Annotated in this window: 18 protein-coding genes; 3 read left to right on the top strand and 15 right to left on the bottom strand. The window is 48.0% G+C overall.

Features of this window, described 5'->3' with window-relative positions; genetic code table 11:
- Positions 1–3: 3 nt before the first annotated feature.
- Both AC0YOA_RS07950 and AC0YOA_RS07945 read right to left on the bottom strand, forming a co-directional pair.
- Complete coding sequence (locus AC0YOA_RS07950) at positions 4–849, bottom strand: fumarate hydratase (protein ID WP_379114022.1); 846 nt, start codon at positions 847–849, stop codon at positions 4–6.
- A 337-nt stretch (positions 850–1186) separates the two neighbouring features.
- Positions 1187–2689 (bottom strand): extracellular solute-binding protein, encoded by a 1503-nt coding sequence (locus AC0YOA_RS07945; protein WP_475786146.1) that lies wholly within the window; start codon positions 2687–2689, stop codon positions 1187–1189.
- A gap of 176 nt (positions 2690–2865) precedes the next feature.
- Between AC0YOA_RS07945 and AC0YOA_RS07940 the strand changes: the two genes are divergently transcribed.
- Positions 2866–5067, top strand: a complete 2202-nt coding sequence (locus AC0YOA_RS07940) for a helix-turn-helix domain-containing protein (protein WP_475786145.1) — start codon at positions 2866–2868, stop codon at positions 5065–5067.
- 11 nt (positions 5068–5078) lie between these two features.
- Here the strand turns inward: AC0YOA_RS07940 and AC0YOA_RS07935 are convergent, their stop codons facing one another.
- The 8 genes from AC0YOA_RS07935 to AC0YOA_RS07900 all read right to left on the bottom strand — a co-directional run bounded on the left by AC0YOA_RS07935 (position 5079) and on the right by AC0YOA_RS07900 (position 16825).
- Positions 5079–6191, bottom strand: a complete 1113-nt coding sequence (locus AC0YOA_RS07935; protein ID WP_475786144.1) for a glycoside hydrolase family 88/105 protein — start codon at positions 6189–6191, stop codon at positions 5079–5081.
- 46 nt (positions 6192–6237) lie between these two features.
- Positions 6238–7113 carry a carbohydrate ABC transporter permease gene (locus AC0YOA_RS07930; RefSeq protein WP_475786143.1) on the bottom strand — a complete coding sequence of 292 codons (876 nt, stop codon included), beginning with the start codon at positions 7111–7113 and terminating at the stop codon, positions 6238–6240.
- The gene (locus AC0YOA_RS07925) at positions 7113–8069 is read right to left on the bottom strand and encodes an ABC transporter permease (protein ID WP_210037929.1); all 957 of its coding nucleotides are present in this window, start codon (positions 8067–8069) and stop codon (positions 7113–7115) included. Before AC0YOA_RS07925 ends, AC0YOA_RS07930 begins: the two co-directional genes overlap by 1 nt.
- Positions 8070–8173: 104 nt before the next feature.
- On the bottom strand, positions 8174–9727 hold the full coding sequence (locus tag AC0YOA_RS07920) for an extracellular solute-binding protein (RefSeq protein ID WP_475786142.1): 1554 nt from the start codon (positions 9725–9727) through the stop codon (positions 8174–8176).
- Positions 9728–10026: 299 nt separating this feature from the next.
- On the bottom strand, positions 10027–13908 hold the full coding sequence (locus AC0YOA_RS07915) for a pectinesterase family protein (protein WP_475786141.1): 3882 nt from the start codon (positions 13906–13908) through the stop codon (positions 10027–10029).
- Positions 13909–14316: 408 nt separating this feature from the next.
- Complete coding sequence (locus tag AC0YOA_RS07910) at positions 14317–15162, bottom strand: polysaccharide deacetylase family protein (RefSeq protein ID WP_475786140.1); 846 nt, start codon at positions 15160–15162, stop codon at positions 14317–14319.
- A 178-nt stretch (positions 15163–15340) separates the two neighbouring features.
- Entirely contained in the window at positions 15341–16210 is an 870-nt protein-coding gene (locus tag AC0YOA_RS07905; RefSeq protein ID WP_475786139.1) for an SDR family oxidoreductase, read from the bottom strand.
- A 198-nt stretch (positions 16211–16408) separates the two neighbouring features.
- The gene (locus tag AC0YOA_RS07900) at positions 16409–16825 is read right to left on the bottom strand and encodes an Rrf2 family transcriptional regulator (protein WP_475786635.1); all 417 of its coding nucleotides are present in this window, start codon (positions 16823–16825) and stop codon (positions 16409–16411) included.
- A gap of 129 nt (positions 16826–16954) precedes the next feature.
- Here AC0YOA_RS07900 and AC0YOA_RS07895 point away from each other — a divergent pair, with 129 nt between their 5' ends.
- Positions 16955–17533 carry a TetR/AcrR family transcriptional regulator gene (locus tag AC0YOA_RS07895; RefSeq protein WP_475786138.1) on the top strand — a complete coding sequence of 193 codons (579 nt, stop codon included), beginning with the start codon at positions 16955–16957 and terminating at the stop codon, positions 17531–17533.
- Between the two features lie 112 nt (positions 17534–17645).
- Entirely contained in the window at positions 17646–18410 is a 765-nt protein-coding gene (locus AC0YOA_RS07890; RefSeq protein WP_475786137.1) for an SDR family NAD(P)-dependent oxidoreductase, read from the top strand.
- Between the two features lie 210 nt (positions 18411–18620).
- On the opposite strand, the gene AC0YOA_RS07885 is transcribed toward AC0YOA_RS07890, so the two are convergent.
- The 5 genes from AC0YOA_RS07885 to AC0YOA_RS07865 all read right to left on the bottom strand — a co-directional run bounded on the left by AC0YOA_RS07885 (position 18621) and on the right by AC0YOA_RS07865 (position 26429).
- Complete coding sequence (locus AC0YOA_RS07885) at positions 18621–19646, bottom strand: hypothetical protein (RefSeq protein ID WP_475786136.1); 1026 nt, start codon at positions 19644–19646, stop codon at positions 18621–18623.
- Positions 19647–19843: 197 nt separating this feature from the next.
- The gene (locus tag AC0YOA_RS07880) at positions 19844–21319 is read right to left on the bottom strand and encodes an alpha-L-fucosidase (protein WP_475786135.1); all 1476 of its coding nucleotides are present in this window, start codon (positions 21317–21319) and stop codon (positions 19844–19846) included.
- Between the two features lie 63 nt (positions 21320–21382).
- Positions 21383–22264, bottom strand: a complete 882-nt coding sequence (locus AC0YOA_RS07875) for a phytanoyl-CoA dioxygenase family protein (protein WP_475786134.1) — start codon at positions 22262–22264, stop codon at positions 21383–21385.
- A 30-nt stretch (positions 22265–22294) separates the two neighbouring features.
- A complete protein-coding gene (locus AC0YOA_RS07870) occupies positions 22295–24643 on the bottom strand; it encodes a helix-turn-helix domain-containing protein (protein WP_475786133.1) in 2349 nt (782 codons plus the stop codon).
- Positions 24644–24758: 115 nt separating this feature from the next.
- Positions 24759–26429 carry a type 2 periplasmic-binding domain-containing protein gene (locus tag AC0YOA_RS07865; RefSeq protein WP_475786132.1) on the bottom strand — a complete coding sequence of 557 codons (1671 nt, stop codon included), beginning with the start codon at positions 26427–26429 and terminating at the stop codon, positions 24759–24761.
- Positions 26430–26504: the final 75 nt, after the last annotated feature.

Genomic DNA, 26504 nt, shown 5'->3' with positions numbered 1-26504 from the left:
TCCCTAAATGACTGTTGATTGTTTCCGCGCGGCGTGACATTGAATATTAACGGCGACCGGGAGCGCCGTAATGTGGCAGGCATAGGTTTCCACGGATACCCAGAGTGCGGTATTGGTTCCGCCGAGTCCTTGCGGTCCGATTCCGGTCTTGTTAACCAGCTCAAGCAGCTCCCTCTCAAGCCTCGCAATATGCGGTTCGTGATGATGCTGTCCGATTTCACGCAGCACAGATTCCTTGGCAATCGCCGTCACCTTGTCAAAGGAGCCGCCGATCCCAACGCCGACTACAATCGGCGGGCACGCTTTTCCTCCGGCAGCAATAATGGTATCGAGCACAAACTGCTTGACACCCTCTTCCCCTTCGCCGGGCAGCAGGAACTTCATGGCGCTCATATTTTCACTGCCGCCGCCTTTGGGCAGCAAGGTCAGCTTGATTTGATCCCCCGGCACGATTTCCGTATGAACAACAGCCGGCGTATTGTCGTTTGTATTTACGCGCAGCAGCGGATCGCCGACCACCGACTTGCGCAGGAAGCCCTCCTCGTAGCCTTTTCGAACACCCGCCTGGATCGCTTCCAGGAAAGGACCGCCCGTAATGTGAACATCCTGGCCCACATCGGCATATACGATAGCAAGTCCCGTATCATGACAATAAGGCATATGCTGCTCCGCCGCTAATTCAGCATTCTCGATGAGCTGACTGATGATCGATTTGCCCAAAGGCGATTGTTCTGTCCGCTCTGCTTTCCTGAAGCCTTCTACGATGTCTGCAGGCAAATAATAGCAGGCCTCCCAACATAAACGGGCCACGTTATCGACAATTTCGTCCACATGTATAGTTCGCACCATGTAATCTCCACCTTTACGCTTTGTTAAATCGAGCATAACATCCTTTCATCATAACCGGATATAATCAGGAGAGCGCCAGATTTTTCGAAGGCTGGAGCACATGACGCGAAACCGGGCATTTGCCCCGTGGATATAATTCTTGCAAGCCTTGCCTCAATCAACAGTCATCAATGATTGCACGTAAAAAACCCCCTGCGGCTGCAGGAGGAGAGTACTATTATTGAAGAAACTGCCGTATGTGTCACCTGGATCCTGTAACCAAGCCAAGGCTGCTACCATGATCGTTTTTTAACGAACCGTCCCCTGCATGATCTGCTTTATCGCTGAATGCTCTAACCTAATGAGCTGCATGGTATGCGTCATTGTACTCGTCAATGACTTGATCCCCCCCTTGCTCGCTCCATACGTCAATGGCTTTCCGGAATCCTGCTTCATCCATGCTGCCCAGAATAAAATCATAGGTCGCGTCCTCCATGATTTGGTTCAATTCATTTCCCTTCTCATTGAAGGTGACCGATTCCAGAGCATCCGCAGGATTCGGAACAATAAAATTGACATTGTCCGCATTGAACAAAATATTCTTCTTCCTTAGCGGATCATTATCCGGTTTTAGCAGCTCGGGAACGGTAACCTGAATCGAAGACAGTGGACGAACATCCTTCTCGATTGCTGCTGCGGCACCGGAAATATTTTCATAAACCCGCTCGCCGATCACCTTATAATGAATCCCTTCTATGCCAAGCTGCGTCAACCTGTATATATCCGGATCCCCCAGCCTGTCGAAGAAAGCCAGAATCCGCTTCAATTCCTCTTCTGTTTTCACTTGTGATTTGGGAAAAACATAGACCCCGTTATGCCCGGCTTGTGACCATATATGAGGCTTGCCATCAGGCCCATTGATCCGGTTGATCAAATCAAGCTGTGCATCGGGATTCACTTTCAGCAAGGCACTATTCAGATTCTTGGAATCATCCATATTCCCGATATACACACCGGCATGTTCATTCGTAAAATAATCCCATTGCTGCTGCTTGCTCGTCACGGCGAAGTCCGGATTGATCAGCTTCTCCACATAAAGCTTCTTCATGAATTTCATCGTATCCATATATTCCTTGAACATGAAATCAGGGACCAGCTTTCCATCCTTCAACCCCCAGCTATTCGGAGCTCCTTCGTAGGAAGCCAGCGTCTTAAATATACCGAATACCAAATCATTGCGGTCAGGTATTCCAAAAGTATCATCAATCAGATTGCCATCCGGGTCCTGCTCCTTGAAGGCGACAAAGATATTATACAAATCATTGAGGGTTTCAGGCTCCGGCAAACCAAGCTTCTCCAGCCAGTCCTTACGAATAATAATCCCTTGTCTGGACAAATCACGTTCCCGGTAGATGCCATAGTTCTTGCCGTCAATGGCCGTATCCTGCAGAATCGACGGATTCATTTTGCTTAGATTGGGGAAATCCTTGAGATATGGACCTATTTCCCAGAACACTCCGCCGCGGGCAGCATTCAAGTAGGCAGTGCTCTTGATGTCTTGAATCGTGACAACCTTGGTAAGGGTGTGCGAAGCAAGCGCGATTGTAATTTTATCTTCACTTACCGCGTCCGGTACCCAGGTAAAGCTCAATTCTGTGTTTGTAGCTTCCTCAATTTTGCTGATTACAACATCAGAGGGTGGTGCAGGCGCATAAAGAATTGCCGTCCAGGTGATTTCCAATGGGTCCTCTTTTTTCTTTGTCTTTCCATTATCTGCAGTGTTATTATAGAAGCATCCGCTAAGGAGCATCATGGATATGCCGGTCAAGACAAACAGTCTTATCATCCCTATGCTTCTCATCTGCTTGACCTCCTCCTGGTTCATTCACCATTGCCCTGGTTAGGATGATAGAGCACAAATATGTATTGAATTCCCGAATGTAAGCGCTATACTTATTGTAACGAATCCATCGTATTATATCAAAGCTTTATAGTCTCGCCCGCTGACGCAATCATCAGTTTCTTTCAGGAGGATCAATGAGCAAACAACCGAATATGTATTTTCTAAAAATCCTGTTATTTGGTGTAATCATTGGTTCACTGCCCGTCATCACGATTGGGATATTCTCATACTTCAAAGCATCGCATACGATTCAGATCAATGCCAATCATTCAAAGCAGCAGAACCTGTTTGGTATTCAAAATAGCGTTGAACAAGTATTGAAGACAACGGACCATTCTCTTACCTACTTCGTCAACTCAGCCTTGTTAATCGATACCCTTACCGAGCCCCTCACTGTAACTCAATTTAAACAGTACAATCAGATCAGAAAGGAACTGACTCATCTCCAAACCTTCGATACAGGCATTTCGGATATCATTTTGCTTAGTCAGGATAAGGGATGGTTTATTGATAATGTCGGGTTATATCGCCTGGATCAGATCAAAGACTCGGATCGTTTTACCCGGTACTTCGATCTTCCGTTCGATTCTGTATGGATGGTCGACTCTCCTATTAATAATTCAGCAGCCTCTGACAACTGCCAATCCAATATCCAATTAATCAAAAAACTGCCCATCAATTCAATGAATAAAAAGGGCCTGGCTATTACGCAAATCCCCGTCTGTTATCTTGGTAAAATGTTTTCCTATGATGTGGCCAATGAATCCGTAATGATCGTGGACCAGAATCAACAGATCTTCCTGGAAGCTAATCCGAGTTTGCTTAAAGACGTGGATGTCAAATTATCCGTGCTTGATCCGATATCCGATCTGGTGCCCTCTTCCGGCCAATTCCAGATAAACAATCATAGTACTGAATTTACCGTTACCTACCAAAAATCCGAATACAACGGATGGATCTATCTATCCTTCATATCCATCAAAGAACTGACGAAGGAATCACGTGCAATTGGCTGGTTTACGGCCGTGATCTGCATCGTGCTGCTGCTTGCTGCGCTCATAACCGCCTGGATCGTAACGAAGAGAATCTATAACCCCATCAAGAAATTGTTTCATTTCTCTTCCGAGCTCGAGGGTCAGCTGCAAACACAAACAGGGCAGCTCAAAATCCTGTTCATGTTCAAGCTGTTCCAGGGCGGACTGGGCTCCAGGGAAATTAGCGAAAAGCTCCAATCGCTGGGCTTCACCGATTCATATAAACAATTGTCCGTCATTACGATCCAGATTGACACATTGGAAGGAACGCGGTATGACGACAATGATTTGGACCTGTTGCTGTTTGCAATTAACAATATTATAGAAGAATTGATTGCCGAGCATCACCGGTTAACGCCGGTCGTCATCGACCAATCTCAAACAACCATTTTGCTGAACAACGCAGCAGACCCGGACAAATTGAAAGAAGATATTTATTTACTGGCCCAAGATATTCAACTTACGATATTCAAATATCTCCATGTGGATGTCAGCATAGGGATCAGCCTGCCGTTCTTTGATCTGTCCACGACCCAGCAGGCCTATCAAGAAAGCATAGAGGCTTTGAAAAACCGGATACGTCTGGGAGATAAAGCGATTATCTATTACCAGGAGCTGCCGCAAGGGGGATATCCTATCCACACGTTCTTCCCCTCCAAAGTGCAGAACGAATTGTCGGATGCCATTAAACTTGCGGATCGCGAGGAGGTAGACAAGCTATTGGCTTTGTTCTACCTGAATTTATCAAATAATCATATGGGGCCAAAGGAATACGAAATTTGGACAACCCGATTACTCATCGACTTTATCCAACTCACACACTCCCTTGGCATCCAGTACATGCCATTTACCGACAATCAGTCGGTTTTCGAGCGCATGTTCAAATTGCGGACAACAAAGGAAATCAAGGTTTGGTTGCGGCAATCCGTAATTGAACCCATTATTGTGGCTATTGAAGAACGGACATTATCGCAATACAAGAATATCTCCGAACAAATCATCATGATTATTCAAGAAGACTTTGATAAAGAGATTTCGCTGGATTCCATTGCCGCCAGAATGCATTACAATCCCAACTATTTAAGCAGTGTATTCCGTAAGGAGGTAGGCATCCCCTTCAGCGAGTATTTAGCCGTGCATCGCCACAGCAAAGCGATCAGATATTTGGTCGAGACCACGATGTCCATAAAAGAAATTTCTGAAAAACTGCAGTACAATAATTCACAAAATTTCATTCGTTCGTTCCGTAAAATAGAAGGCATAACGCCGGGCAAATACCGTCAGGACCGACAAACTGGTTGAATGTTTGATTATTAAGTCTGGACAAGACCATCCATTTCACAGCACGCCATGATGAGCGCACCGACTCCGTGCAGATCATTCCCGCTGGTTTCCCTTGTCACATAATGGGTATAGTCGCCCGCAGAGGTACCCACGCAAATGCCCGGCATGACAAGACCTTGCTCATCCTCATAGAGGGAATGAATTAATCCCTCATACCCTGCGATAGCAGCAGACCGGCAATCGTCATCCACATAACCATGTTTGATTGCCTTGGCAATCGCATAGACAAACAGACTTGTGCAGGATGACTCCAACCAGTTGTCGGGGCGGCTGCCCTTGTCTATTACCTGATACCACATACCGCTGGCTTTATCCTGATAACGGATCAAGCTGTAGATTAGATCGCGAATATGCCCGGTTAACTCGGCGGTTGTGGGATGCCCAGCGGGCAAATCATCCATCAAGTCAACAATGGCAATGGCATACCAGCCGACCGATCTCCCCCAGAATTCCGGTGAACAGCCGGTTTCCGGGTCAGCCCACGGCATGAGACGGCGCTCATCCCAGGCATGATAGTACAATCCCGTCCGCGGATCCTGCATATGCGATCTCATCAGCTTTTCCTGTTTCAACGTTTGATCCACTAATTCGGAACCGTTATAGTGTCTCGCATACTTCACAGCGAAAACTCCGCCCATATACAAACCGTCCAGCCACATTTGGTATGGATACTTATCTTTATGCCAAAATCCGCCCTCGGAAGTCAGATTGAGGGTGTGGAAAAGCTGCCGTAATTTAGCTGCCGCCAACCGGTATCGCGCTTCTCCGAATTGTTCATCCAGCGTGAACAGAATAAGCCCGGCCTGTATCGCATCCAGTTCGTCACGTTGAAAGTAGAAATTGCCATATTCATCAATCAGCAGGTCCGCATACGTTTTCACATACAGCAAATAACGCTGGTCATGATTTTTCTGCCATAATTGCAGCATCCCGCACAGGAACACACCCTGATGATAATGCCAGCGGTTAGCCGGGGGCAACTGCATCGGTGAATATCGGTTCATTAAAGAATTGCAGGCAGACTCTGCCCATTCCAGAGGGGTTCGTTGAATCCTCCTGCCGTGCTCTGCTTGATTAATCATTCCACTATCTCTCCTTCATGCTTTATTTTCGTAACATAGGCATTGACTATCCTTTAACCGAGCCGAGCAGTGCGCCTTTGGCAAAATGCTTTTGCAGGAATGGATAGACAAGCAGGATCGGGAGGGTGGCTACAACAATAACCGCCATCTTAATGGCCTGATCCGGTGGCGGGACTTCACTATCCATGGACGAATCGCTATTCATACCGCTGGCGAGAATAACAATCTGCCGCAGCAGGATCTGTATGGGCCATTTGGCATTATCATTCAAATACAGAATGGCTGAAAGATAAGTGTTCCAATAGGTTACCGCGTAGAAAAGTGAAATCGTCGCTATCGCAGGCAAGGATAGCGGCAGCACAATTCGAAAAAATATGCCAAAGTCGTTGCAGCCATCAATTTTCGCCGACTCTTCAAGTCCTTCAGGTATGTTTTGGAAAAAGTTCTTGAGTATAACCATATTGAAGGCATTTACCGTGACCGGAATAATGAGTGCCCAATAAGAATCGATTAATCCCAGTTCTTTCACGACCAGGAAGGTTGGAATCAATCCCCCATTAAACAGCATCGTGAAGACAACGAGGAACATGATAATATTCCTGCCATCCACATCTTTACGCGCAAGTCCGTAAGCCATTAACGAAGTAATGAACATGCTGAATACCGTTCCGGCAGCGGTAACCCCGGCGGAAACTCCCAATGCCTTAGCGATGGTGCTCGTGGAGAAGATAAAGCGGTAAGCATCGAGACTCCACCGCGTTGGAATAAGTACAAACCTCCTGACCGATAGCTCTGCAGAAGTTGTGAACGAGCCCGCGATGATATGGATGAACGGCAAGATCATAATCAAGGCAATCAGGATCAGGATGGCAAGATTAACGGAAGAGAACAATCGTCCCCGGAAAGAAGTATCTTCGACCATTAGTAGATACCCTCTTCCCCCATTTTTTTGGCCAATCTGTTTGCGGCTGCAATCAAAATAAGCCCGACAATCGATTTGAAAGCGCCAATTGCGGCACTATAGCTGAACTGCTGCTGTCTTAATCCAGCCGTAAATACGTAGGTATCTATAATTTCTGCAACACCGCGGTTCATCGTATTTAACAATAAATAGACATGCTCAAAGCCGAGTTCCAGAACGTCGCCTATTTTCAGAATCAATAACAAGACAACCACGCTCCGGATAGCCGGCAATGTAATATGCCAAATTTGCCGAAACCGGCCGGCGCCGTCAATGCGGGCCGCTTCATACAACTGCAAATCTACTGCTGCAATGGCTGCTAAATATATAATCGTCCCCCACCCCGCCTCCCGCCAGATCACCTGTAGAATGTACACGGGTCTAAACCATTCCAGGCTTAGCAGGAAGTTCACCTCATTAAAGCCAAAATAGACGAGAAGCTCATTGATCAGTCCGCCGTCCATCGTGAGCATGACGAAGCTGATCGATACAATAATGACCCAGGACATAAAATGAGGAATGTAAATGATCGTTTGGATCGTTCGTTTAAGATAAGATATTCGGACCTCATTCAGCATTAAAGCCAGAATAATCGGAATCGGGAAGAAGAAGATCAGATTCATCCCAAACAAAATAAGCGTATTCAATAGAATGTTGATGAAATCCGGCTCGGTGAACAATCTTTCAAAATGCTTAAAGCCCACCCATTCACTTCCGGTTATCCCCTTGAAGGGCTTATAGTCCTGAAACGAGATAATCAACCCGTACATCGGTAAATATTTAAATAAAACAAAATAAATCAGACCGGGGGCGATCATGATATACAGCAGCTTGTTTTTCCAGATCCGTTTCTTTAGCTCGCTGCTGCTGGGTTTTGGCACGTAGGCTTGCGCAGTTTGAACTGCTGAGTCTTGCATGATCGTTCTTCCTTTCTTCATACAGAATTAACGATTCGGAAGAGATTGTTCAATCCACAATCTCTTCCGCTTGACTACACCTCATTACCGATTTTGCCCTGCTCTCATTTCTTATAGGCTGCGTTATATTCTTCAATGATTTTATCGCCGCCGCGTTCTCTCCAATCCTTGATAGCCGCTTGAAATCCGGCTGCATCAATGCTCCTGTAAATATATTTATAAGTAGCATCTGTAATAATTTGTTGAAGCTGTACACCTTGCTCCGTATAAGTTGCAGAATCCAGAGTTGTTGTCGGATCATTGATCATGAAGCCTTCATTTTCCTTCGATAATTGTACGGCTTTATTCGCGGCGTCAAGCGTGTAATAAGGCTCGTATCGGCCATTTGTTTCAGGCTCACCGATCACGCTGTCCTTATAGCCTTTCACTTCTCTAATGTTCTTGTCCGGATCGTCTCCATCTTTCGCACGACCGTCAACGATGGTATAATGCTCATTCTCAATGCCCCAGTACATCATATTTGCAACTTCAGGTGTCATCATTTTATCGAAAAACGCTAATATTTTTTTCAATTCGGCTTCATCCTTGATGGCCGATTTCGGGAACAAAACAACATTGTTGTAGCCGGGAATGGTCCAGCTGCCAAATGTGCCTTTAGGTCCATTAATGTGGCTTTGAACGTCAACTTCAGCTGTAGGAACGTTCTTGACCAGATTATTGAACAAACCGTTCACATCTGCCATCGAACCGATATAAGTACCTGCTGTTCCTGCCTGGAACATATTAACCTGGTCGGTTTTACTCGTTGCAGCAAAGTCCTTATTCATGTATCCCGCATCCCGGATCTTGGCGAAGTAGTCCATCGTTTCGATATATTCCGGGAACATGAACTCAGGCAGCAGTTTACCTTCCTGCTCGCCCCAATTATTCGGCGTACCGAACCATGCAGCAGCTGTTTTGAAAGCGCCGTAGATCAGATCATTACGATCCGTCAAGCCGACGGTATCGTCCTTGTTATTGCCATCGGGATCATCTTCGGTAAACGCCCTCAGCATCTCAAAGTATTCATCCACATTGGCGGGAGCCTTCAAGCCTAATTTATCCGCCCAATCCTTGCGGTAGATCATACCTTGACGCGCTAATTCTCTTCCCAGATACAACGAGTAGATTTTTCCGTCTACCTTCGTATTGTTTAGAATGATTTCCTTTAATTTTCCCAGGTTTGGAAATTCTTTGAGATACGGGCCGATTTCCCAGAACTGTCCATCACGAATGGCATCTTTAAATAAAATAAAACTGGCTTGATTCTTTAAATATGTGACCTGCGGCAGCGATCCGGTAGCGAACGCGGTGTTCAATTTTTCCTCATACGCATCTGCAGGAAAGAATTGATAAGTAAGCTTCGTATTGGTCAGTTTCTCTACTTCATTCTTAATCCTGTCCGGTGGCGTCTCTGGTGTATTCAATGGAAGCATAATTGTGATTTCCGTTGGCGCTTCCGGTTCAACCACATCCGTTGCAGCTGCATCACTCCCGGCTGGTGATTCTCCTGCAGCTGGTGCACTCGTGTTCTCTGCACCTTTGCCGGAGCACGCGGACAGAACGATGCTGCAGACCATAATCATGCTCAGCAATAACGCTAACCCTTTTCTCTTCATTTTGCTTGACCTCCGTATTAATATTTTTGTGCAACTTCACTGTACATTCATCTGCAGCGTTTCAGATACAATCATTAGTTCATTTGAAGACGGTTTGATGCACGATCTGTACCCATGATTATGATCTGTGCTAATGACACCTCCATATATCAAGACCTTACGGCGGCTTTCTTTCAGCATAATTGTTTCCCCTGCAGGGTTAAGAACGCTCTTTCTATCGGCGTTTTCACGATGGTTTGAAAAAAGGTTACCCCGCAAGCAGCTTATTGCTTGAAGGATAACCTTTTGTCCTGGCAGATTTAAATCAGGTTGGATTTCTGAAGAAGCCTCTGAACAAGGATGGCAGCCTCTGCTCTGGTGATGTGAGCTTCCGGAGCAAGCTCCCCGCTGCTTCTGCCCATAACGATTCCTGCCTGCAAGCTGTCGGAAATACCATCCATCGCCCATTCGGAGGTCTTGCTGGCATCTGCGAACGGAAGAAGCGATTCTTCTGCTGCTCCGGATGGAAGCGTTGCTTTCAGGCCGGTGATGTTCATTGCATTAGCGATGATTGCCATCGCTTGTTCCCGGGTGATTTTATCCATCGGGCGGAAAGTACCATCTTCATACCCACTGATCAGGTTAAAAGCGTCTGCCGTTTGAACCGCGTCGCTGAACCAATCCGATATTTTAACATCCGAGAACATACCGGCTCCGCTTTCCGGCTTCAAGCCCAATCCTCGAACGAGAATCGCTGTAAATTCTGCCCGTGTAATCTCCTGATTCGGATTAAACAGGTCGTCGCCGACCCCCTGGATCACCATTCGCGACCCCAGATCATTAATGGCATTTTTAGCCCAATGACTAGTGACATCTTTAAACTCAACCGGGTGCCAGACTGCAGTGTAGGTGCTGTTTGTCAGGCTGTTTATTTTTATAAAATTCTTGCCGTCAATCACAACAACCTTGGTGGGTACATGCCGAACCGTTCCGTCAGGCTCAATAACAACACCCGTTGTGATTTTTCCTGGATCAGTACCCTCCGGTACAGCAATTGTACGTTCCACATAAGCATTGAATCTGGCCACTTCAATTGCAGTATCCCCGTAAGAAGCTCTCACCGTGAAATCCAGCGGGGGAATGATGATCTTAAATTCTCCGTTAGCCGCTGAATTCTCAACGGTTTCCATCGCTGCTGCCGTCGGTGCCGCTATCTTGATTTGTACTTTTATATCTTCGAGCCTTACGCCTGCACCAAATTGTTCTGATAGCTTGTCAATGTTAATCTGCTGTGCAGGCAGCGTATAAGTCGCATTCGGAGTCTTTATTTTCACAGCTGCCTGTTTCTGCTCCATGCTTTGGACCGATTGGCCGGTAAATTCTCCAATAACAGAATCAGAGCTCAAATTCGTTGATATCTCAATGATTGCATGCTGGCCTGCTCTTTCAAGGACAGCTTGCAGCTCCTCAGAGTCAATGACTATCGTTGCCGTTGTACGATTGTTCTCGGATGTCGTCGTTACTGTTCCTATATGTTCAGCTTTCCCATTGACCATAACATCCGCTTCGCTACTCTGATTTGCAGGATTCACCGGAGTGTCAGGGTTTATTGGCGTGCCTGGGTCTGTCGGCGTGCCCGGATCTGTCGGCGTGCCTGGATCTGTCGGCGTGCCTGGGTCTGTCGGCGTGCCTGAGTCTGTCGGCGTGCCCGGATCTGTCGGCGTGCCCGGATCTGTCGGCGTGCCCGGATCTGTCGGCGTGCCTGGATCTGTCGGCGTGCCCGGATCTGTCGGCGTGCCCGGATCTGGCCCAGGGTAGGATATATCAAAGCGGCTGTACACATTGCTGTTTCCGTTAGAAACGGTTCCAGACCACTGCACGCCCGCCCCGCCAAAATCATTCGGAGCAATCGTTTCCGCGAGGGATAATACCTCGTCGTCCACATCGTTATAGGCGCTTACCGTAAAGGTATTCCCTGTTATTGCGAGATTTATATACGTGTTTGGCTTGAGAACGCCCGTTAATGCTTGTGTGTCGCTAATGGGCCTGCCTACTCCATTGTCAATCTTATAAAGCTGGAACATAACCTTCTGCCCGGATTGCGTTGTTCTCCAGAACCTCAACGAGTATCCAGTCTTTGTACGCGGATCGTATTTAATAAAGATATCCGATTTCTGTACGAGTGGTTCGTCGCTGCCAGAGCCAGGGCTTCCAAAGCCTTGACCTTCAATCTTCTCAGGCGACAGCACCGCATTGATTTGCATGTCTCCAAACCTGGCATCCTGCTGATAGTACAGCGCCGCTCCCTGCGAAGCCGCTCTAACCCCATAGCCATTTACCAGATTCACCCCCGCTGCCGATGTCCAGTTGCCGACAACGGTCCACAAACCGCTGGTGTATTCCGCGTTTGTTGTTGTGACGAAGTTTCGGAAATTAGGAGAAACGTTCAACGAAGGGATGTCCGTCTCCCGGATCGGTGCGGCAGCCATGGCGTATTCCGCTGGACCCGGATTACTGATCGAGTGCTTGGGCTCAACGCCAGCGCGAATATATTTTCCAACATCACCCGGAGTAAGCGTGTACTCCTTCAAGGGCAAATTTCCTCTGCTCATGGCGATTGCTCTTGAATTTGTTCCTTCAGCATCATCGCTAATGTACCATGTAATGACCGATTGATCCTCCTTCTTGCCCAGATCCATCGAATAATTGAGACTTACTTTGCCGTTTGCCGATGCATTTAAAGTCGGCTTTTCAACAAATGCCGGCGGATCAATATATTCCGGCTCAACATAAATATGCGCCGTAACATAAAAACCGTTAGCCGCAGTTGCTCTGACCGTGACATACTCGGCTTGTTCTGTCGTATTCCGGCCGGTTACAACAATTTCCTCGCCTGTCGTGCCGCTTAAAGAGATCAGGTCTGAATCCGTAGACCATGTAATTGTCTTGTCAGGCGCTCTTGCGGGTGATACGGAGGCTTTAAGAACAGCGCCTTCTCCTCCCGTTCGAATCGACTGCGTTCCGCTTGTGATCGCCATTCTGTAGATCAAGTCGCCCTGGTCTGCGTATTGCTCTTTAAGGCCCGCTGGATCCCAATCGTCTGCGACACCCGTTGGCGTTGCGCGGAGCAGATTCCAAGGGTTGAAGGCTAACGCTTCCTCATCCGATAATTCTCTTGATGTATGATTGGCAGGCTCGCCATTAAGGCTATCTACAAATTCCGCTCTATTACCGGCGGTGTCCTTCGTGTTATACGTAAGAGAATATAAATTATTTCTAACGATCGGGGTCGTAGTTCCCCATACGTTAGGCGTTGTTGGGGTGAATACTGGCAGCGTGCTGTTGATCAGCGCAACCGGATTCGAGAATCCTTTATAGAAGCCCACGCCTCGGTCCGATGTGAATTTCGTATTAATGAAGACAATGCCTGATGCCGCCATTACAGGTCCATAACCATCCGGAAAAGCAATCTCAGAGTCTTCCCAGACACTGATTGTTCCGCCTCCAAGAAAATCCGCTGTACCCTCCAGATAACAATTCTTGCAATAGGCACGCGTAGTCTGCAAGAAGAGTGTGTCTAATCTGCTGAGGAAAGCAACATTCATATAGATGTGCTTGTCACCAGACGCTTGCAGCGCCACTGCCTGTGTTTCTACATTCGACCGCTTCGTCAGGTTTTTGCCCGGATCGCCCGGGTATTCATAATCTATGTTCGTATAGTTAAGGAATGTAAGGTTCTTGGCTGTGAAACCGGTTGCTCTTACAATGACGACATAACCGTTATTGGAAGTCGTCTCCGTACCGGCTCCTTGCTTATTACCGCGATTGTCGGCGAGCACGACTTTACCTCTATCATCGGTAAGTCCAAGCAAGGTTATATAGTCTTTGGTAATGGTCAGTCCCGGCTCGGTCGGCGTTCCCGTAATCTGATAGATGTCCGGCTTCAGGCCAATCACTGTCGGATTGTCTGCCGTCCCTGCCGGCGCGGCTGCATAAGCCGCCTGCAGCGTTCTAAATTTTTTCTCTTCGGGAACATCTGCCGGAAGCGAGTTATCTACAAGATAGTCATAGATTAGCCCGGAATCGATGCTGTCTTCAGGCGGGTCATTCTCCTCGGCGGACGTACGCAATCCTGTAAGGGACATGACTAATACCAACATAACTGTAAGCGCTAACATAATCATTGTTGGTTTTTTATACATCTTCATTTTCATCTCCTTGTATAAGCTTACTTCAAATTCTGATCGGTTTGTCTCATCGATGCCGCAGTCAGTCAATAATCTTGCTCAGCCTTATCCAAAAGCTTCTCTCTTCATTCTCTGTTGACCTCCATATTATTATTTCTGTGCCTTTACTCCACTTTCACTGTACATTTCCCGCATGGTTACGGATACAATCATTAGCTCATGTATAAGCTCTATTGATATACGATCTGTAATGATGATTACGATCTGGACTAAAGACACCGCTTAAATATCCGGATTTTTGAGTCAAGACTGCTTAAAGAGTCTAATCCTCACATTTGAACGAATCTTCTCAGCCATTCACCGTGAATGGCTGAACTTACCGGGCCATGATCGCCCAGACATTCGGTATCCTTTATACCCTGTTTATTTAGCGGGAATATTAAGTAATTCAGTAACCGTAACCAGCTTGACCCCATCGTTTTTAAGCTTGCTAATAATGTTTGGCAGGGCCTTTACCGTTCCCGATAGATCCTCACCCGTTCCACCGGCAGCATGCTGCAAAATAATGGATCCCGGGTACACATGGGCAAGAATATTCCCCTCTACCTGCTCGGCCTTTAAACCTTTCCAATCCAGAGAATCTACGTTCCAATTCACAATTTTTTTGTGCTGACTCGCTAACCACTGGATTTGTCTCTCACTTATATTTCCATAAGGCGGTCTGACAATTTTCGGGGTATATCCGGTGAATTGACGAATAAGCTGATCCGTTTTATTAATTTGATACCGAAACTCGGCGTCGGACAATTTCGGGAGATTCGCGTGATTGTAGGAATGATTGCCAATTAAATGGCCATCCTGAACAATGCGTTTCATGATGTCGGGGTGTGATTCAGCCCGGTTGCCAATCACAAAAAATGTTGCTTTGACTCCCGCTGTTTTCAAAACATCAAGTATTTGCGGGGTGAAATCAGCATCAGGCGCATCGTCGAATGTCAAAGCGACTTCACGTTTTTTTGCAGAACCATTTAGCAGAAATGTACTTTGGTATTTATTTCGCAAATCCGATAGAGAGAGGGAATGGGGTTGACGGACTTTTTGCTCCGACCCATCCAATAGATCGGGTGTTGCAGACTGTGATTGTATTTTGGATTGCTCAGTCAGGCTGCGAGGTTCAGGCTGTGGCGTTTTTTGATCTATACTTCTTTGTGTACAACCAGAACCTATAGATAGAACGACAAGAAATGGAACGAGCCAATGTAGTTTCATGTAATTGTGCAGCCCCCGTTTTTAAATTTTTTCATGTCATTTAGGTTGTTGTTATTGCCCATAAATTATACAGAATGAAGAATGAATGATGCGTTAATTTCAAGTTTTCCGCCGAAATCCCATAGAAAAAAACCGCCCTCACTTAGCGAAAGGACGGTTTTCTAATGGAATTCCATTATTAAGCTTGAGAGATTCCGTTAATGATTTGGGTCAGTGCCTCCCTGATTGGCGTTGCTGGACGACCGAGCAGCTTTTCCAAATTGCTGCTTTCGATCTCAAGTGTGCCTTCCCGGATGCCCTGCTGGATACCCACGAGAATAGGGATGACGAAGTCTGGCACGCCCGCGCCTTTCATGATTTCGGCATACTGGGCATCATCGACCTGCTGCACAGATACTTCTTTACCTAATACGGCTCCAATAACAGACGCCAGTTCTTCTTGAGTCAACAGTTTGCCAGAAAGCTCATAGATCGTATTCTCGTGCCCCTCTTGCGCCAATACTGCTGCCGCTGCCTCCGCGTAATCCTGACGTGAAGCCCAGCCAGTCTTGCCTTTACCAGCAGATGTCACCCACGGCGCTCCTGCCATCACTCCTTGAATGCTCCCGATCTCATTCTCCAAGTACCAGTTGTTTCTCAGGAAGGAGTACGGAATTCCCGTTTTAATAATGGCTTCTTCCGTGACACGATGTACGAGAGCAAGGAACAGCTTGCTTTCACTCGCATTTACTGCACTGGTATAGGCAATGAATCCAACTTGAGCCCGCTGCGCCGCTGCTGCCGCATTAGTATGTTGGCGAATTCTTGTCTCGTTGTCCCCATCTGCTGATATGATTAAGAGCCGGTCGATACCCGCAAAGGCGGAATCCAATGTTTCCGGGCGGTCAAAATCCCCATGCCGAACTTCTACTCCCCGGGCTTGCAGTCCTGCTGCTTTTTCCGGATCGCGAACGCTGACCGCTAATTGATTAGCGGGTACTGATTTCAGCAGCGTTTCAACTACTTTCGTTCCCAATTTCCCTGTTGCGCCTGTCACCAAGATTTTCATCTTCGCATTCCTCCTAATGTGCTTAATTGTAATTAATTTCGTTATAACCGTATAAGTTACAACATGATTATATAAGAAGAAACGGCTTTGCCGTCTTCTGGCGGCAAAGTTAGTTTCTTCCCCAAAAATATAAGCAACGAATAGGTCAAATTTTATACTTTCCTATATTTAAATAAAAGCTCTTATGGGAGCTCTCATTTAAGTGAATCTTGAAGTGAGTTGACTTAATGTCGTTTGAGCCAATCTGTGTTCCATAGCGGATTGAGCCTCATATAATTCGGCCCGGAGAACCGTCTCGATATTTCGGCCGACTTGGCATCGTATATTCGGTTCTTCATGAACACGGAATAATTGTTTATCTTCAATCACATGTACAGCGCGATAAATATCAAGAAGCGTAATTTCCTCAGGCGCTTTGAGAAGAGAAGCGCCTCCTACCCCAGGACGTATTTCCACTAGCCCCGCCTTTTTTAACATCCCCATAATTCTTCGGATTACCACTGGATTTGTATTTACACTGCCTGCGATATAGTCCCCTGTCAATTCGTTCACATTGACAGCAATCAGGGAAAGGATATGAACAGCCATCGAAAAACGCGTGCTAATTTGTTTCAAGGTAATCACCACCGTTGTAACCATTATAGTTACTACCAATTGTTATGTCAAGATTCATACCTGTCATTTTAAAATCATTCTTTACTAATCGTTCCCGTAATGATAAGATGACTTCGGGAGGTGACTTGAATGGCAAGAAGCAAAGAATATGACGAGAATGCAGTTCTTCATAAGGCCATGCAGCTCTTCTGGGAACAGGGCTACGAAAAAACATCCATGTCTGATCTTGTTGAACATATGGGAATTCATAGAAGAAGCCTGTATGACACCTTCAGCGACAAACACGCATTGTTTCTCAAGGCTATGGACCGTTATGGAGAAATTATGGAGAAAAATCTTGAGGCTGGAATTAAACAAGCTGAAACGGCTGATCAAGCTATACGTTTCATTTTCAAGTACACCATCGATGAAACCGACAGTACTCCTACGGGTTGTCTGTTTGTAAATGCAGCAGTAGAGCTGGGCGCGCGTGACGCTGTTACTGATGCCAAGGCCATTACGAACTTTGCAAAGGAAGAACAGCTGCTCGCATCTATTATTCAGTGGGGACAGCAGAACGATGAATTCTCAACGGATTATGATGCTCAAGATCTGGCGGCGTCCATGCAAAATACGCTATTGGGACTACGAGTATTGGCACGGACATCGATCAGCAAAGAAAAGCTTTACGATAGAGCCGCCATATTTATGAAGGTCTTAAAAAAGTAAACCATATTTTTTTTAAGAATAAGAGAACGATCGTTCCCGTAATAATTGCACTCTCGTCAAGAAATTTCACCCCCACCCACATACTATTAAAATTAAAGGAGACGATTTAGATATGACAACAACACAGGATTTAAACGGTAAAGTGGCATTGGTAACGGGCGGAGCCCGGGGAATTGGATTGGAAACGGTTCGCGGTCTGGCTCAATTAGGAGCTACGGTAGTAATCGGCGCGCGTGATGCTCAAAAAGGAATGGAAGCCGCTCAACAATTTAAACAAGAAGGGTTCAAAGTCGAAAGTATTAAAATCGATGTTACAGTGCATGAAGATAATGTGGCAGCTTATCAATACTTGAATGAAAACTATGGCAAGCTGGATATCCTGATTAACAATGCAGGGGTTCTGCTGGATCAGGAAAGTGTTTCCATCGAGGTTATCAACCGGACAAGCACCCTGCCATTGAATGTTTTGCGGGACACATTTGATGCCAACTTCTTTGCTCAAATTGATCTGACACAGATCCTTTTGCCATTGATTCGCAAATCTGATGCCGGACGTATCGTCAACCTTTCCAGCATACTGGGCTCACTCTCCCTGCAGGCAGATCCCGACTCACCCCTTTATTCCGTGAAGACCTTTGCTTATAACGCATCCAAAGCAGCGCTCAACGCCTTCACCATACACTTGGCAGCAGAACTCAGGGGCACACCGATTAAAGTTAATTCCATTCATCCGGGTTGGGTTAGCACCAGAATCGGTGGCGGTGCAGCGGATATTGATGAGGTGGAAGGCAGCCGTACGAGCATTATGGCGGCAACCCTGCCTGAGGATGGTCCAACCGGCTCCTTCTTCTTCCTGGAAAACACGCTTCCTTGGTAATCCATACATGCCAATTCCGTCTGATATACGGGGCATAAGGAAAGGATGATTACCTGTATTCGGTTGGCTGCTATTGTAGATCGATAAGGGCGGCACAAAAGTGCCGCCCTTATCATTGTGCGGAAGCAAGTATACATGGAAAGGTACTGCAGGATGATGAAAAGATAGATGGTACCCTCTTATTCCAAGACTGCAGGAACCTGTTGCAGGCTAAAGAAGCTTGTCTTCCGCCGGTTCGGAGACGGCGACGCTGATTGAACGGAACTCGCTGCCCCAATTGATGGTCGGGTCACCCTCCCTATGAGGCCGGCAGGCACAGTAGAAGTGATACAGAATCCCGTTATGCCGGACGACCGAAGGCTTGTGCGCATGTATCGAATCGATACCGCCATCCTTCCCGCTGGTCAGAATCGGCTCCCGATATTTGCTCCATTCGGTCAAGTTATCCGAAAAAGCGATGCCCTCCTGGGCATGCTTGCCGTCGTAGCCGAAGAAATACATGACCCAGCGGTCTCCGTCGCGCAGAACGCATGGATCGCTCACGAACCGCGAGTCCCAACGGTCCGGAGATACCTGAAGCACGGGATTGCCGGCATGCCGCTCCCAGTCCGTCAGATTTGACGATACAGCCAGCCCTGTCTGCTCGATCCATGGACGTCCGCCATCCGGGATATTTTTGGCGTTGTAGAATAAATAGAATTTCCCTTCATGCTCCAGCAGACATTCCTTGTACAGGCCGCCCCGTTCCCACTCGGCGCCTTCCTCCGGGGTGAGAATCGGTTTCGGCAGACGATTCCATGTCAGCAGGCTTTCATCCTCTGTCCAGGCAAGGCCGAAACGCCCCGCTCCCTCTTCGTAGCCGTCCTCTGGATACGTATGATAAATCAGCCAATAGCGGTTTTTCCATTTTTTCAGCTTCGGCAGCCCATTCAGATCATTTTCGCGGAGAATCCAGCAGCCGGCCGTATTTTTGCTGTCCCAGCCGTTGCCTTCCCCGAGCTTCAGAATAATCCCGAGATGCGACCAGTCCAGCAGATTTTCGCTCGTCGCCAGCGCCGTTTGATAACCGATGCCGTTAAATCCGACGTACATCATGTAGTAGGTGCCGCCATGCCAAAATACAAACGGACAATCGACCGCTTTCTCATCGAATGCGCCCGGCTCGCCCGAGCCGGTCAGCACCGGCCTGCCAAGCCTACAGGGGGTCAAATAACGGGCAATATCCTGCTTTTCCATCGGAACCGCATCCTCTCGCTTGGTTCGTCATTTTGCCGGAGTCCAGCGATTTTCCTGCGGAGACAGCCGCGCTAATGGATCATGCTGGCCGCCTTGAACTCCTTCTCCGCCTTTCACTCGTTCCTCTTGATAACCGCAAGATTTCTAAAGGGAATAATACCAACTTCATGCCTTTTTTCCAATGTTTCTTGGGCCGACTAACGAAATTCAATTCTCAGCACATTGGCGTGTGGGGACGGCATTCCTCCTCCTGGTTGCACCGTCAAAGCCGTGCTGTTACGGCTCCATTCCAGGTTTTCATTTCCGCCGATCAAATCAATGCGGACGATGGACTTCGATGAAAGTCCAGCTCCATCGGCGAGACTGGTTATGTGCAGCTGTTTCTTATTCGAGCCCCCCATTATAATGGCATAAAGGACGTTGTCTTTTGTTGTGAAGCGGATATCACTGGTCGAAAATTCATCTTCCTCCGCCACGTTGAAAGTGCCGGATTGAGTTTGCTCTTCAATTTGATCGACATCAAAATTGGAGTCCTTAACTTCGGTAGCTCCCTCCCCGAATACCGTAAACGGTCGGCTCCCGTAAATGGCTTCACCATACTGTGACAGCCAGTCACCGATTTCATAAAGGACGGATTTCGCCTCGTCAGCGAATGTCCCATCCGCTTTCGGTCCGACGTTAAGCAGCAAATTTCCGTTTTTGCTGACCACGTCACACAGTTGACGTATGATATCTCCAGCTGACCGGTAGGTCGCACCCTCTATATAACACCATGTCCGCTTGGCCTCCAGGCGATCGTCAATCTGCCATTCGAAGCTTTGTACGTCTGAAAATCTTCCCCGCTCCAAATCCACGATACCTGAGCCTTGGGGAAAATCCGTCTGCTTGTAGCTGATTACCGTATCGCTTCGCGAACCTGGTCTACTGTAATAATGCTCCAGGAGCCGATGCTTGTAACGCTCGGCTATAATGTTCGCACGGCTGTCGAAGTAAACCAGATCGGGGTTGTAGGTATCGATAACTTCGACAACTTTTTCCATCCATACCTGGTTAAATTCGTCATCCGGTAATCGCCATGGAATATACCGGTTTGTCTCCAGTGGAAGCGCCTTGCCGTAAAATCTCTCATTGTCAGGATGATATACATCTGCGTTGGGATCAGTAGACATGAACCATCCCCATAGCCACTGATGATGAAAGGTCGCGATGAAATGCAATCCTCTGGTCCTGATTGCCTCTCCGAACTCCCCCACGACATCCCTTCGGGGTCCATAGTTCATGGAGTTTACCGGGTTAATTTTGCTGTTCCATAGAGAAAAATTGTCGGCGTGCTCCGTAACAGGGCCGGCATATTTGGCTCCTGAACGGACGACTAGCTCGGCCCAGACGCTGGCATCGAATTTTTCTGCTGTGAAGTCCTTATAGAAATCCTTATATCCGAATTCGTTCAGCATGCCATACTTATTGACATGATGCTCGTTCTGCGGGAGCCCTTTGGCATACATGTTTCTGGAGTACCATTCATTCTCGGATGCTGGCACACTATAAGGTCCCCAATGGAAGAAGAGACCAAACTTCGCGTCGCGAAACCAATCCGGAGTTTGGCGCATTAACGGGCTCCAATTCATGTCAAATGACGTTTTCGGTGTTTGCGGAGTATCCTGCATATCCATTCATTCTCCTTTTCCTTTTTTATTCGTCCTGCCTCTAAAGCGCTTCCTTCCACCAATGAAGATTTAATTTTGCTCTTTCTTCTCTGAGCCGCGACCACCGGGCGGGTACGGATACGTATTGTCGTCGAAGGTCCGCCCTTCCCAAGCGAAGAAATTCTCGAACAGCGGTTTGGATATCGGCCCCAGCTTCTGGCCGAGATTCAATTGATCGTACCATTCCTTGAACTGCCGGAGCCTTCTCGTGCCTACCGCGAAGTCCGTTCGCGCCACGATGTAATGGAATGCCCGGCGTTTCGAAGTCGACAGCGCCTTACCCCGGTGCAGCACGGCCTGGTGCATGAACAGAGCTTCACCCGGCTCCAGCACGAGCACTTCCTGGTTTGCCAACGGCTTCGTCGTGCCGTATATGGTGCTCTCCTCTTCGTTCAGGGGTCTTCTGTGCGAGCCCTTGACCACATGAAAGCTCTCTTCCCGGTAGAGCGCCGTATTCCACTGCAGCCATCCCGGAGGGATGCCTCCGTCCGTGGAATAAGAGTCCTGCTTGCCGTCGCGGTGCCAATACAGGTCATACGTGATATTGACCGGCGACCATAAAGCCTTGAGTCCATACAGCTCTAGATCCGGGCCAAGTAAGCACTGCAGGGCAGAAATCAGCTTCTCGTTCTCCAGGTAGTCGGTAAACTCCGGTTCGTACAGGTCGGGATGGAGAAGCCAGTCAGCCCCCCATATTTCCTTCTGCTCCTCCTCGGTCGGCGATTCCGTATTCGTCTTGCCTCCGATCAGTCTGGCATTGTATTGCTCCTTGGCATTCGGATGCGCCCTGACTTTCTCCACCATACGTTCGTATGCGTCCCTGTAATTTTGCAGCTTCCCCGATGGAATCATGTCCTTTATCACCAGCACGCCATCCTCGTAATACGATCGTTTCTGATCTTCCGTCAGCATATTTTCCCTCTCCCTTTTGTGCTTTCTCCTTCAATCATTTTTCAAGGAAAGTCCGCCCCGGCTGGACGCTCTCTCCGGATCGGCGTGATACCTCATCATTTTCCGGTAATGGTTTGGGGTTACATCGAATAACCGTTTGAACGCCCGCCTGAAGGAATACGGACTATGGTAGCCGACGTGACTGGAAATATCCTCGATGGTCCGGTCCGAATGGAGCAGCAGCCCGGCAGCTTTATGCAAACGAGTATTCTCCAGAAATTCCGATACATATTCGCCGATCTGTTCCTTGAACAGCTGCGAGATGAACTTCTCCGGCCGGCCTTCCCGCTCGGCGATCAGATGCAAATTCAACTCGGGGTTACCATAGTTATCTTCCAGATAATGCTTGATTCTTTTCACAGTGCCATGATCCGAATCCTTCTTCCGTTGAAGGACAAGTGCGCCATATTCGGCAATTACTTGCTCCGCCGCTCCCCGGACCTGTGTCAGTCCATCCTGCAGTTGAATCCGTTTCAGCAGCCCTTTTAGCCGCTCCATCCCCTTCGCATCTCCAAAAACTTTCGGATCAAACGATTTTAGAAGCGTCGCCTTAATCTCATCAACAAAGTCGTGCGCCATTTCCGCCGATAAATCCCGCTCCCTGAAATTCTGGTCGAAAATTTGTCTCAAAATTCGGATGGCCTCGGAAATTTCGCCGGTTTTCATGACGTTCATCAGGCGGAGTTCCAAATCTATCGGATAATAATAGAGAGCGCTTTCTTTGGTCGTTTCATGATACCAGAACAAACTGCCGCCCTTCATGAGGGCGCAATACTCCATCGTTTGCTTGGCTTCGTCCAAAGAACGGTAAATATCGCTATAGCCCGTAAATACCCCCCCCATTGAAACCGTAAGGGAAATATGATGGTTCTTTGACAGAGTCCGGATGAGAACGGTCACGACTTTCTCGATATCGCCGACCGCCTTAAGCCGCTCATCCCGGCACACGGGAAACAGGACGGCAATCTTGTCCAGATGGAGATCCGTTGTGTACGGAATTGAATCCGCCTGATGCAGCATCTGCTTGACAAGGAGGCGAGCGGCATTCAGCTCGTCATAAATCTCGGGGCTTTCCATCCCGCCGTAGCCGTTAATTTGTATAATGCCAACATATCCGCAGTCCCCCTGAAATTCGATGCCCGCCTGGACAAGAGCGGCTTCAATGCCGTTCGATGTACTGAATTCCCCGTGAAGCAGGCGTTTCATGACGGCATCCCTGAGAAGGGGAATCTGCTGCTTCAGCTCGGCCTCCAGGAATTTATTGCTGGTTATCAATCGGGAGATGTTGCCCCTCAGGAAATCGTATTCGTTGACTGGCCTGGACGTTTCCGGATGTATCTGCTCACGGATGATTTCCGTCAATGAGTGGATCGGAGAACTGTTCCGGTAGGCCATTAACAGGCAAACCGCAAGTCCGATCAGGAAAGTGCTCCCTGTCACGATCCAGGTGATCCGTTTAATAATGGCAGCATTCTCCATCAACGTTTTCCTGGGTATTCCTGCAATATAGTACCAGCCATTATAATCAGACCTGTCGGAAATCAACAGCGTCTCACCGCCCTGAATGACGGACGCATTCGGATTCTCCAGTATCGAGGCGGTATTCATGGCTTCGATACCAACCCTGTCGATCCCGGAGGAGGCCATAATATTGCCTTCCGGGTCGGCGATATATGCCCATCCCCCGAACCGCTGGGGGATGCTTTGGAGCATGTCGCTGATTTTCTTCTGATCGATCAAAACCACTACCGTGCCCTGCGGCTGCGTAAAACCCGACTGCAGGGATTGCACATAAGTAACGACCGGATAAGTTTGTTCGCCTCTGATAAAAGCCTGGCTCGGAAGAATTTCCCGCTGGTGGCTTTGGTTAAGCGTCTGCTTCCATTGCTCATAGGGAAGATCCGCATAATGATGAAGATTGTAATAGTGCTCGGGTCTGTTGAACACAGACCCTGGCGTTATCACGACGTCGTGAAGATTGAGATAAATATAGAAATCATTTAGGAAATCGTTCGTCTGGGCATAAGCCGATATATCGCGCGATACCTCCCAGAGCCGGTAAACCCGACTGTCTTCGTCATCAAGTGTTCTCGCCATGATTCGGTTCAAATCATGATTGACCGATAGTTGCCTGGCAAAACCGTCGACTTCATCCATTCTGCGTTCCAAGATCATTTTACTCTGGCTCAATAACGACATGCTGCTCTCGATCGAACTGGATTTGGCGATGTCTATCGATACCCGGGCGGAGATAAAACCGGCCAGAAGAGGAATCAAGAGTATGACGATGTACGAAATCAAAAATCGTTTAAATACTTTAGTGAAGTTCGATTTGTACATGGCTGTTACCCCCTGAAATTCATGATCATCTTCCATCTATAATGGAAACGCTCACGCGTTTACCGGCAGCACGTAAAAAGAGCAGCGAAAAAACGGAAGATACATGGTTCACTCTCTATTGTTTCGCCAGATATTGGTCATACGCCTGCTGCTGAATCTCCAGATAGCGTTTCAGATTCAGCTGCTCAAGCCCTTTTACGTAGCTATCCCATTCTTTATCGATATCTTTCGAGCCGGTCACGAATTGCAGCAAATTCTGTTGAACGTAATTTTTGATGTTGGTTTCCAGCATCGCGAACTCGTCCACAACCGCGGGGTCATACCACATCGCCCAATATGGAAAAATCTCTTCCGGATACAGATTCTCGTACAGATATGTCGCCTCCTGCAGCCTTCGCTCGAAGCCGCCTGCCGAATAGATGTCCGTGGACGATACCCATCTGTCGCGAAATTCCCTCGGTTGGAAATACTGGGCGATGGCCGCCCAATCGGTGTTGGGATACGCTGTCCCCGGCTCTGTGGGAATCCGGAAAAACAAAGGCTCCACCTCCTTGTTCAATGCAATGTCCCCTTCCTGCGGCTTCCGCCAGCCGACTCCTTCTTTGCCGAGATATCCGAGCATCTGTCCTTCTTCCGTGAATAAATAATCCAGGAGTTGGATCGCCTTGATCTTCGCTTCCTCGCTAGCCTTGTTCGTCAGCGCGAAGGTCCCGCCGACCGTGCTCGTCGAGCCGAGGGTAGTGAACCGCTTGCCGCTTGGACCTGTCAGCGGAGGGATGACATCGTATTGTTTCTGGTAGTCCAGATTGGTCGGCAATCCGGTAGCGGCGCCCATCAGAATTCCATCCGCATTATTGGCCAGCTGGCCGAAGGCCTCCATATTCTGCGTGAATGCGCTGGGGTCAATTAACCCTTCTTTATAAATGGATGCAAGATAGGCCGTCCCTTCCCTCCATTCCGGCTGAATCGGCGCATAGCTCACTTTGCCGCCATTCACCAGCATACGGCTGTTATTGTCATCATAGATGAATGCGTTCATCAGAAACGGAATGATCGACGCGGTCGTGTGACCGGTCTGTCCGATTTCGTCCTCTTTACCGTTGCCATTCGGGTCCTGAGTTTTGAACGCCTTCATTACGGCTCTGAATTCTTCTGTAGTAGTCGGCATTTCCAGCCCCAGTTTTTTCAGCCACTCGTTGTTGATCCAATCCTTTGCCCCGTGCTGGCAGTGAAAGCATTCAATCAGCTGCGGCACCGCATAAATATTGCCGTCAGGGGACGTCGCGATAGCCCGGAAGTTCTGGTCGCTGTCAAGCACGGCCTGAAGATTCGGCGCATGCTCCTTGATCAGATTGTTCAACGGAAGCAGTATGCCTTGTTTTCCATATTGGATCATTTCCGAAGCCGAAAATTTGTCCACCCATGGAATCATTAGGAAGAGCTCGGGATAGTCGCCGCTTGCCAGTGCGATCTTTCTCTCCTCCACGGCCGCGCCGGCATCCCAGGTCGTGACCTGAAAATCAAAATCGATACCGAATTTCTGCTCCACATGCTGCGTAAACCAGTTCGTGTCGAGGTTGTAATTCGTTCCTTGCGCGGTGAACGTTTTTATGGTGACCCGCGAGGACGCTTCCCCTTCCGTCGCATTATCTCCGGTTTCTTCTGCGCCCTCTGCAGGCGGAGTTGCCGCTCCTTCACCGTTGTTCCCATTGCCGTTGGAGCAACCCGATAATACAAGCATAACGGTCATCAGCAGCACGAAAGTAATAACTGACGTCTTCTTCAAATGATACCATCTCCTTTTTATTGGATATTACGGCCCTTCCCGTTATCAAGCCTGTTTGTATCTATACCGGACTGT

The organism is Paenibacillus sp. JT22N12 (assembly GCF_056269365.1).
Note: the sequence above shows the minus strand (reverse complement) of the source record. Positions and strands in the feature narration are given on the sequence as shown.

Excerpts from the sequence above, each read along its gene's own strand:
- AC0YOA_RS07920 (WP_475786142.1), bottom strand. The coding sequence starts at position 9,727 with ATGAAGAGAAAAGGGTTAGCGTTATTGCTGAGCATGATTATGGTCTGC.
- AC0YOA_RS07890 (WP_475786137.1), top strand. The coding sequence starts at position 17,646 with ATGACAACAACACAGGATTTAAACGGTAAAGTGGCATTGGTAACGGGC.
- AC0YOA_RS07915 (WP_475786141.1), bottom strand. The coding sequence starts at position 13,908 with ATGTATAAAAAACCAACAATGATTATGTTAGCGCTTACAGTTATGTTG.
- AC0YOA_RS07950 (WP_379114022.1), bottom strand. The coding sequence starts at position 849 with ATGGTGCGAACTATACATGTGGACGAAATTGTCGATAACGTGGCCCGT.
- AC0YOA_RS07880 (WP_475786135.1), bottom strand. The coding sequence starts at position 21,319 with ATGGATATGCAGGATACTCCGCAAACACCGAAAACGTCATTTGACATG.
- AC0YOA_RS07870 (WP_475786133.1), bottom strand. The coding sequence starts at position 24,643 with ATGTACAAATCGAACTTCACTAAAGTATTTAAACGATTTTTGATTTCG.
- AC0YOA_RS07910 (WP_475786140.1), bottom strand. The coding sequence starts at position 15,162 with ATGAAACTACATTGGCTCGTTCCATTTCTTGTCGTTCTATCTATAGGT.
- AC0YOA_RS07885 (WP_475786136.1), bottom strand. The coding sequence starts at position 19,646 with ATGGAAAAGCAGGATATTGCCCGTTATTTGACCCCCTGTAGGCTTGGC.
- AC0YOA_RS07925 (WP_210037929.1), bottom strand. The coding sequence starts at position 8,069 with ATGCAAGACTCAGCAGTTCAAACTGCGCAAGCCTACGTGCCAAAACCC.
- AC0YOA_RS07940 (WP_475786145.1), top strand. The coding sequence starts at position 2,866 with ATGAGCAAACAACCGAATATGTATTTTCTAAAAATCCTGTTATTTGGT.
- AC0YOA_RS07905 (WP_475786139.1), bottom strand. The coding sequence starts at position 16,210 with ATGAAAATCTTGGTGACAGGCGCAACAGGGAAATTGGGAACGAAAGTA.
- AC0YOA_RS07875 (WP_475786134.1), bottom strand. The coding sequence starts at position 22,264 with ATGCTGACGGAAGATCAGAAACGATCGTATTACGAGGATGGCGTGCTG.
- AC0YOA_RS07945 (WP_475786146.1), bottom strand. The coding sequence starts at position 2,689 with ATGAGAAGCATAGGGATGATAAGACTGTTTGTCTTGACCGGCATATCC.
- AC0YOA_RS07930 (WP_475786143.1), bottom strand. The coding sequence starts at position 7,113 with ATGGTCGAAGATACTTCTTTCCGGGGACGATTGTTCTCTTCCGTTAAT.
- AC0YOA_RS07895 (WP_475786138.1), top strand. The coding sequence starts at position 16,955 with ATGGCAAGAAGCAAAGAATATGACGAGAATGCAGTTCTTCATAAGGCC.
- AC0YOA_RS07935 (WP_475786144.1), bottom strand. The coding sequence starts at position 6,191 with ATGATTAATCAAGCAGAGCACGGCAGGAGGATTCAACGAACCCCTCTG.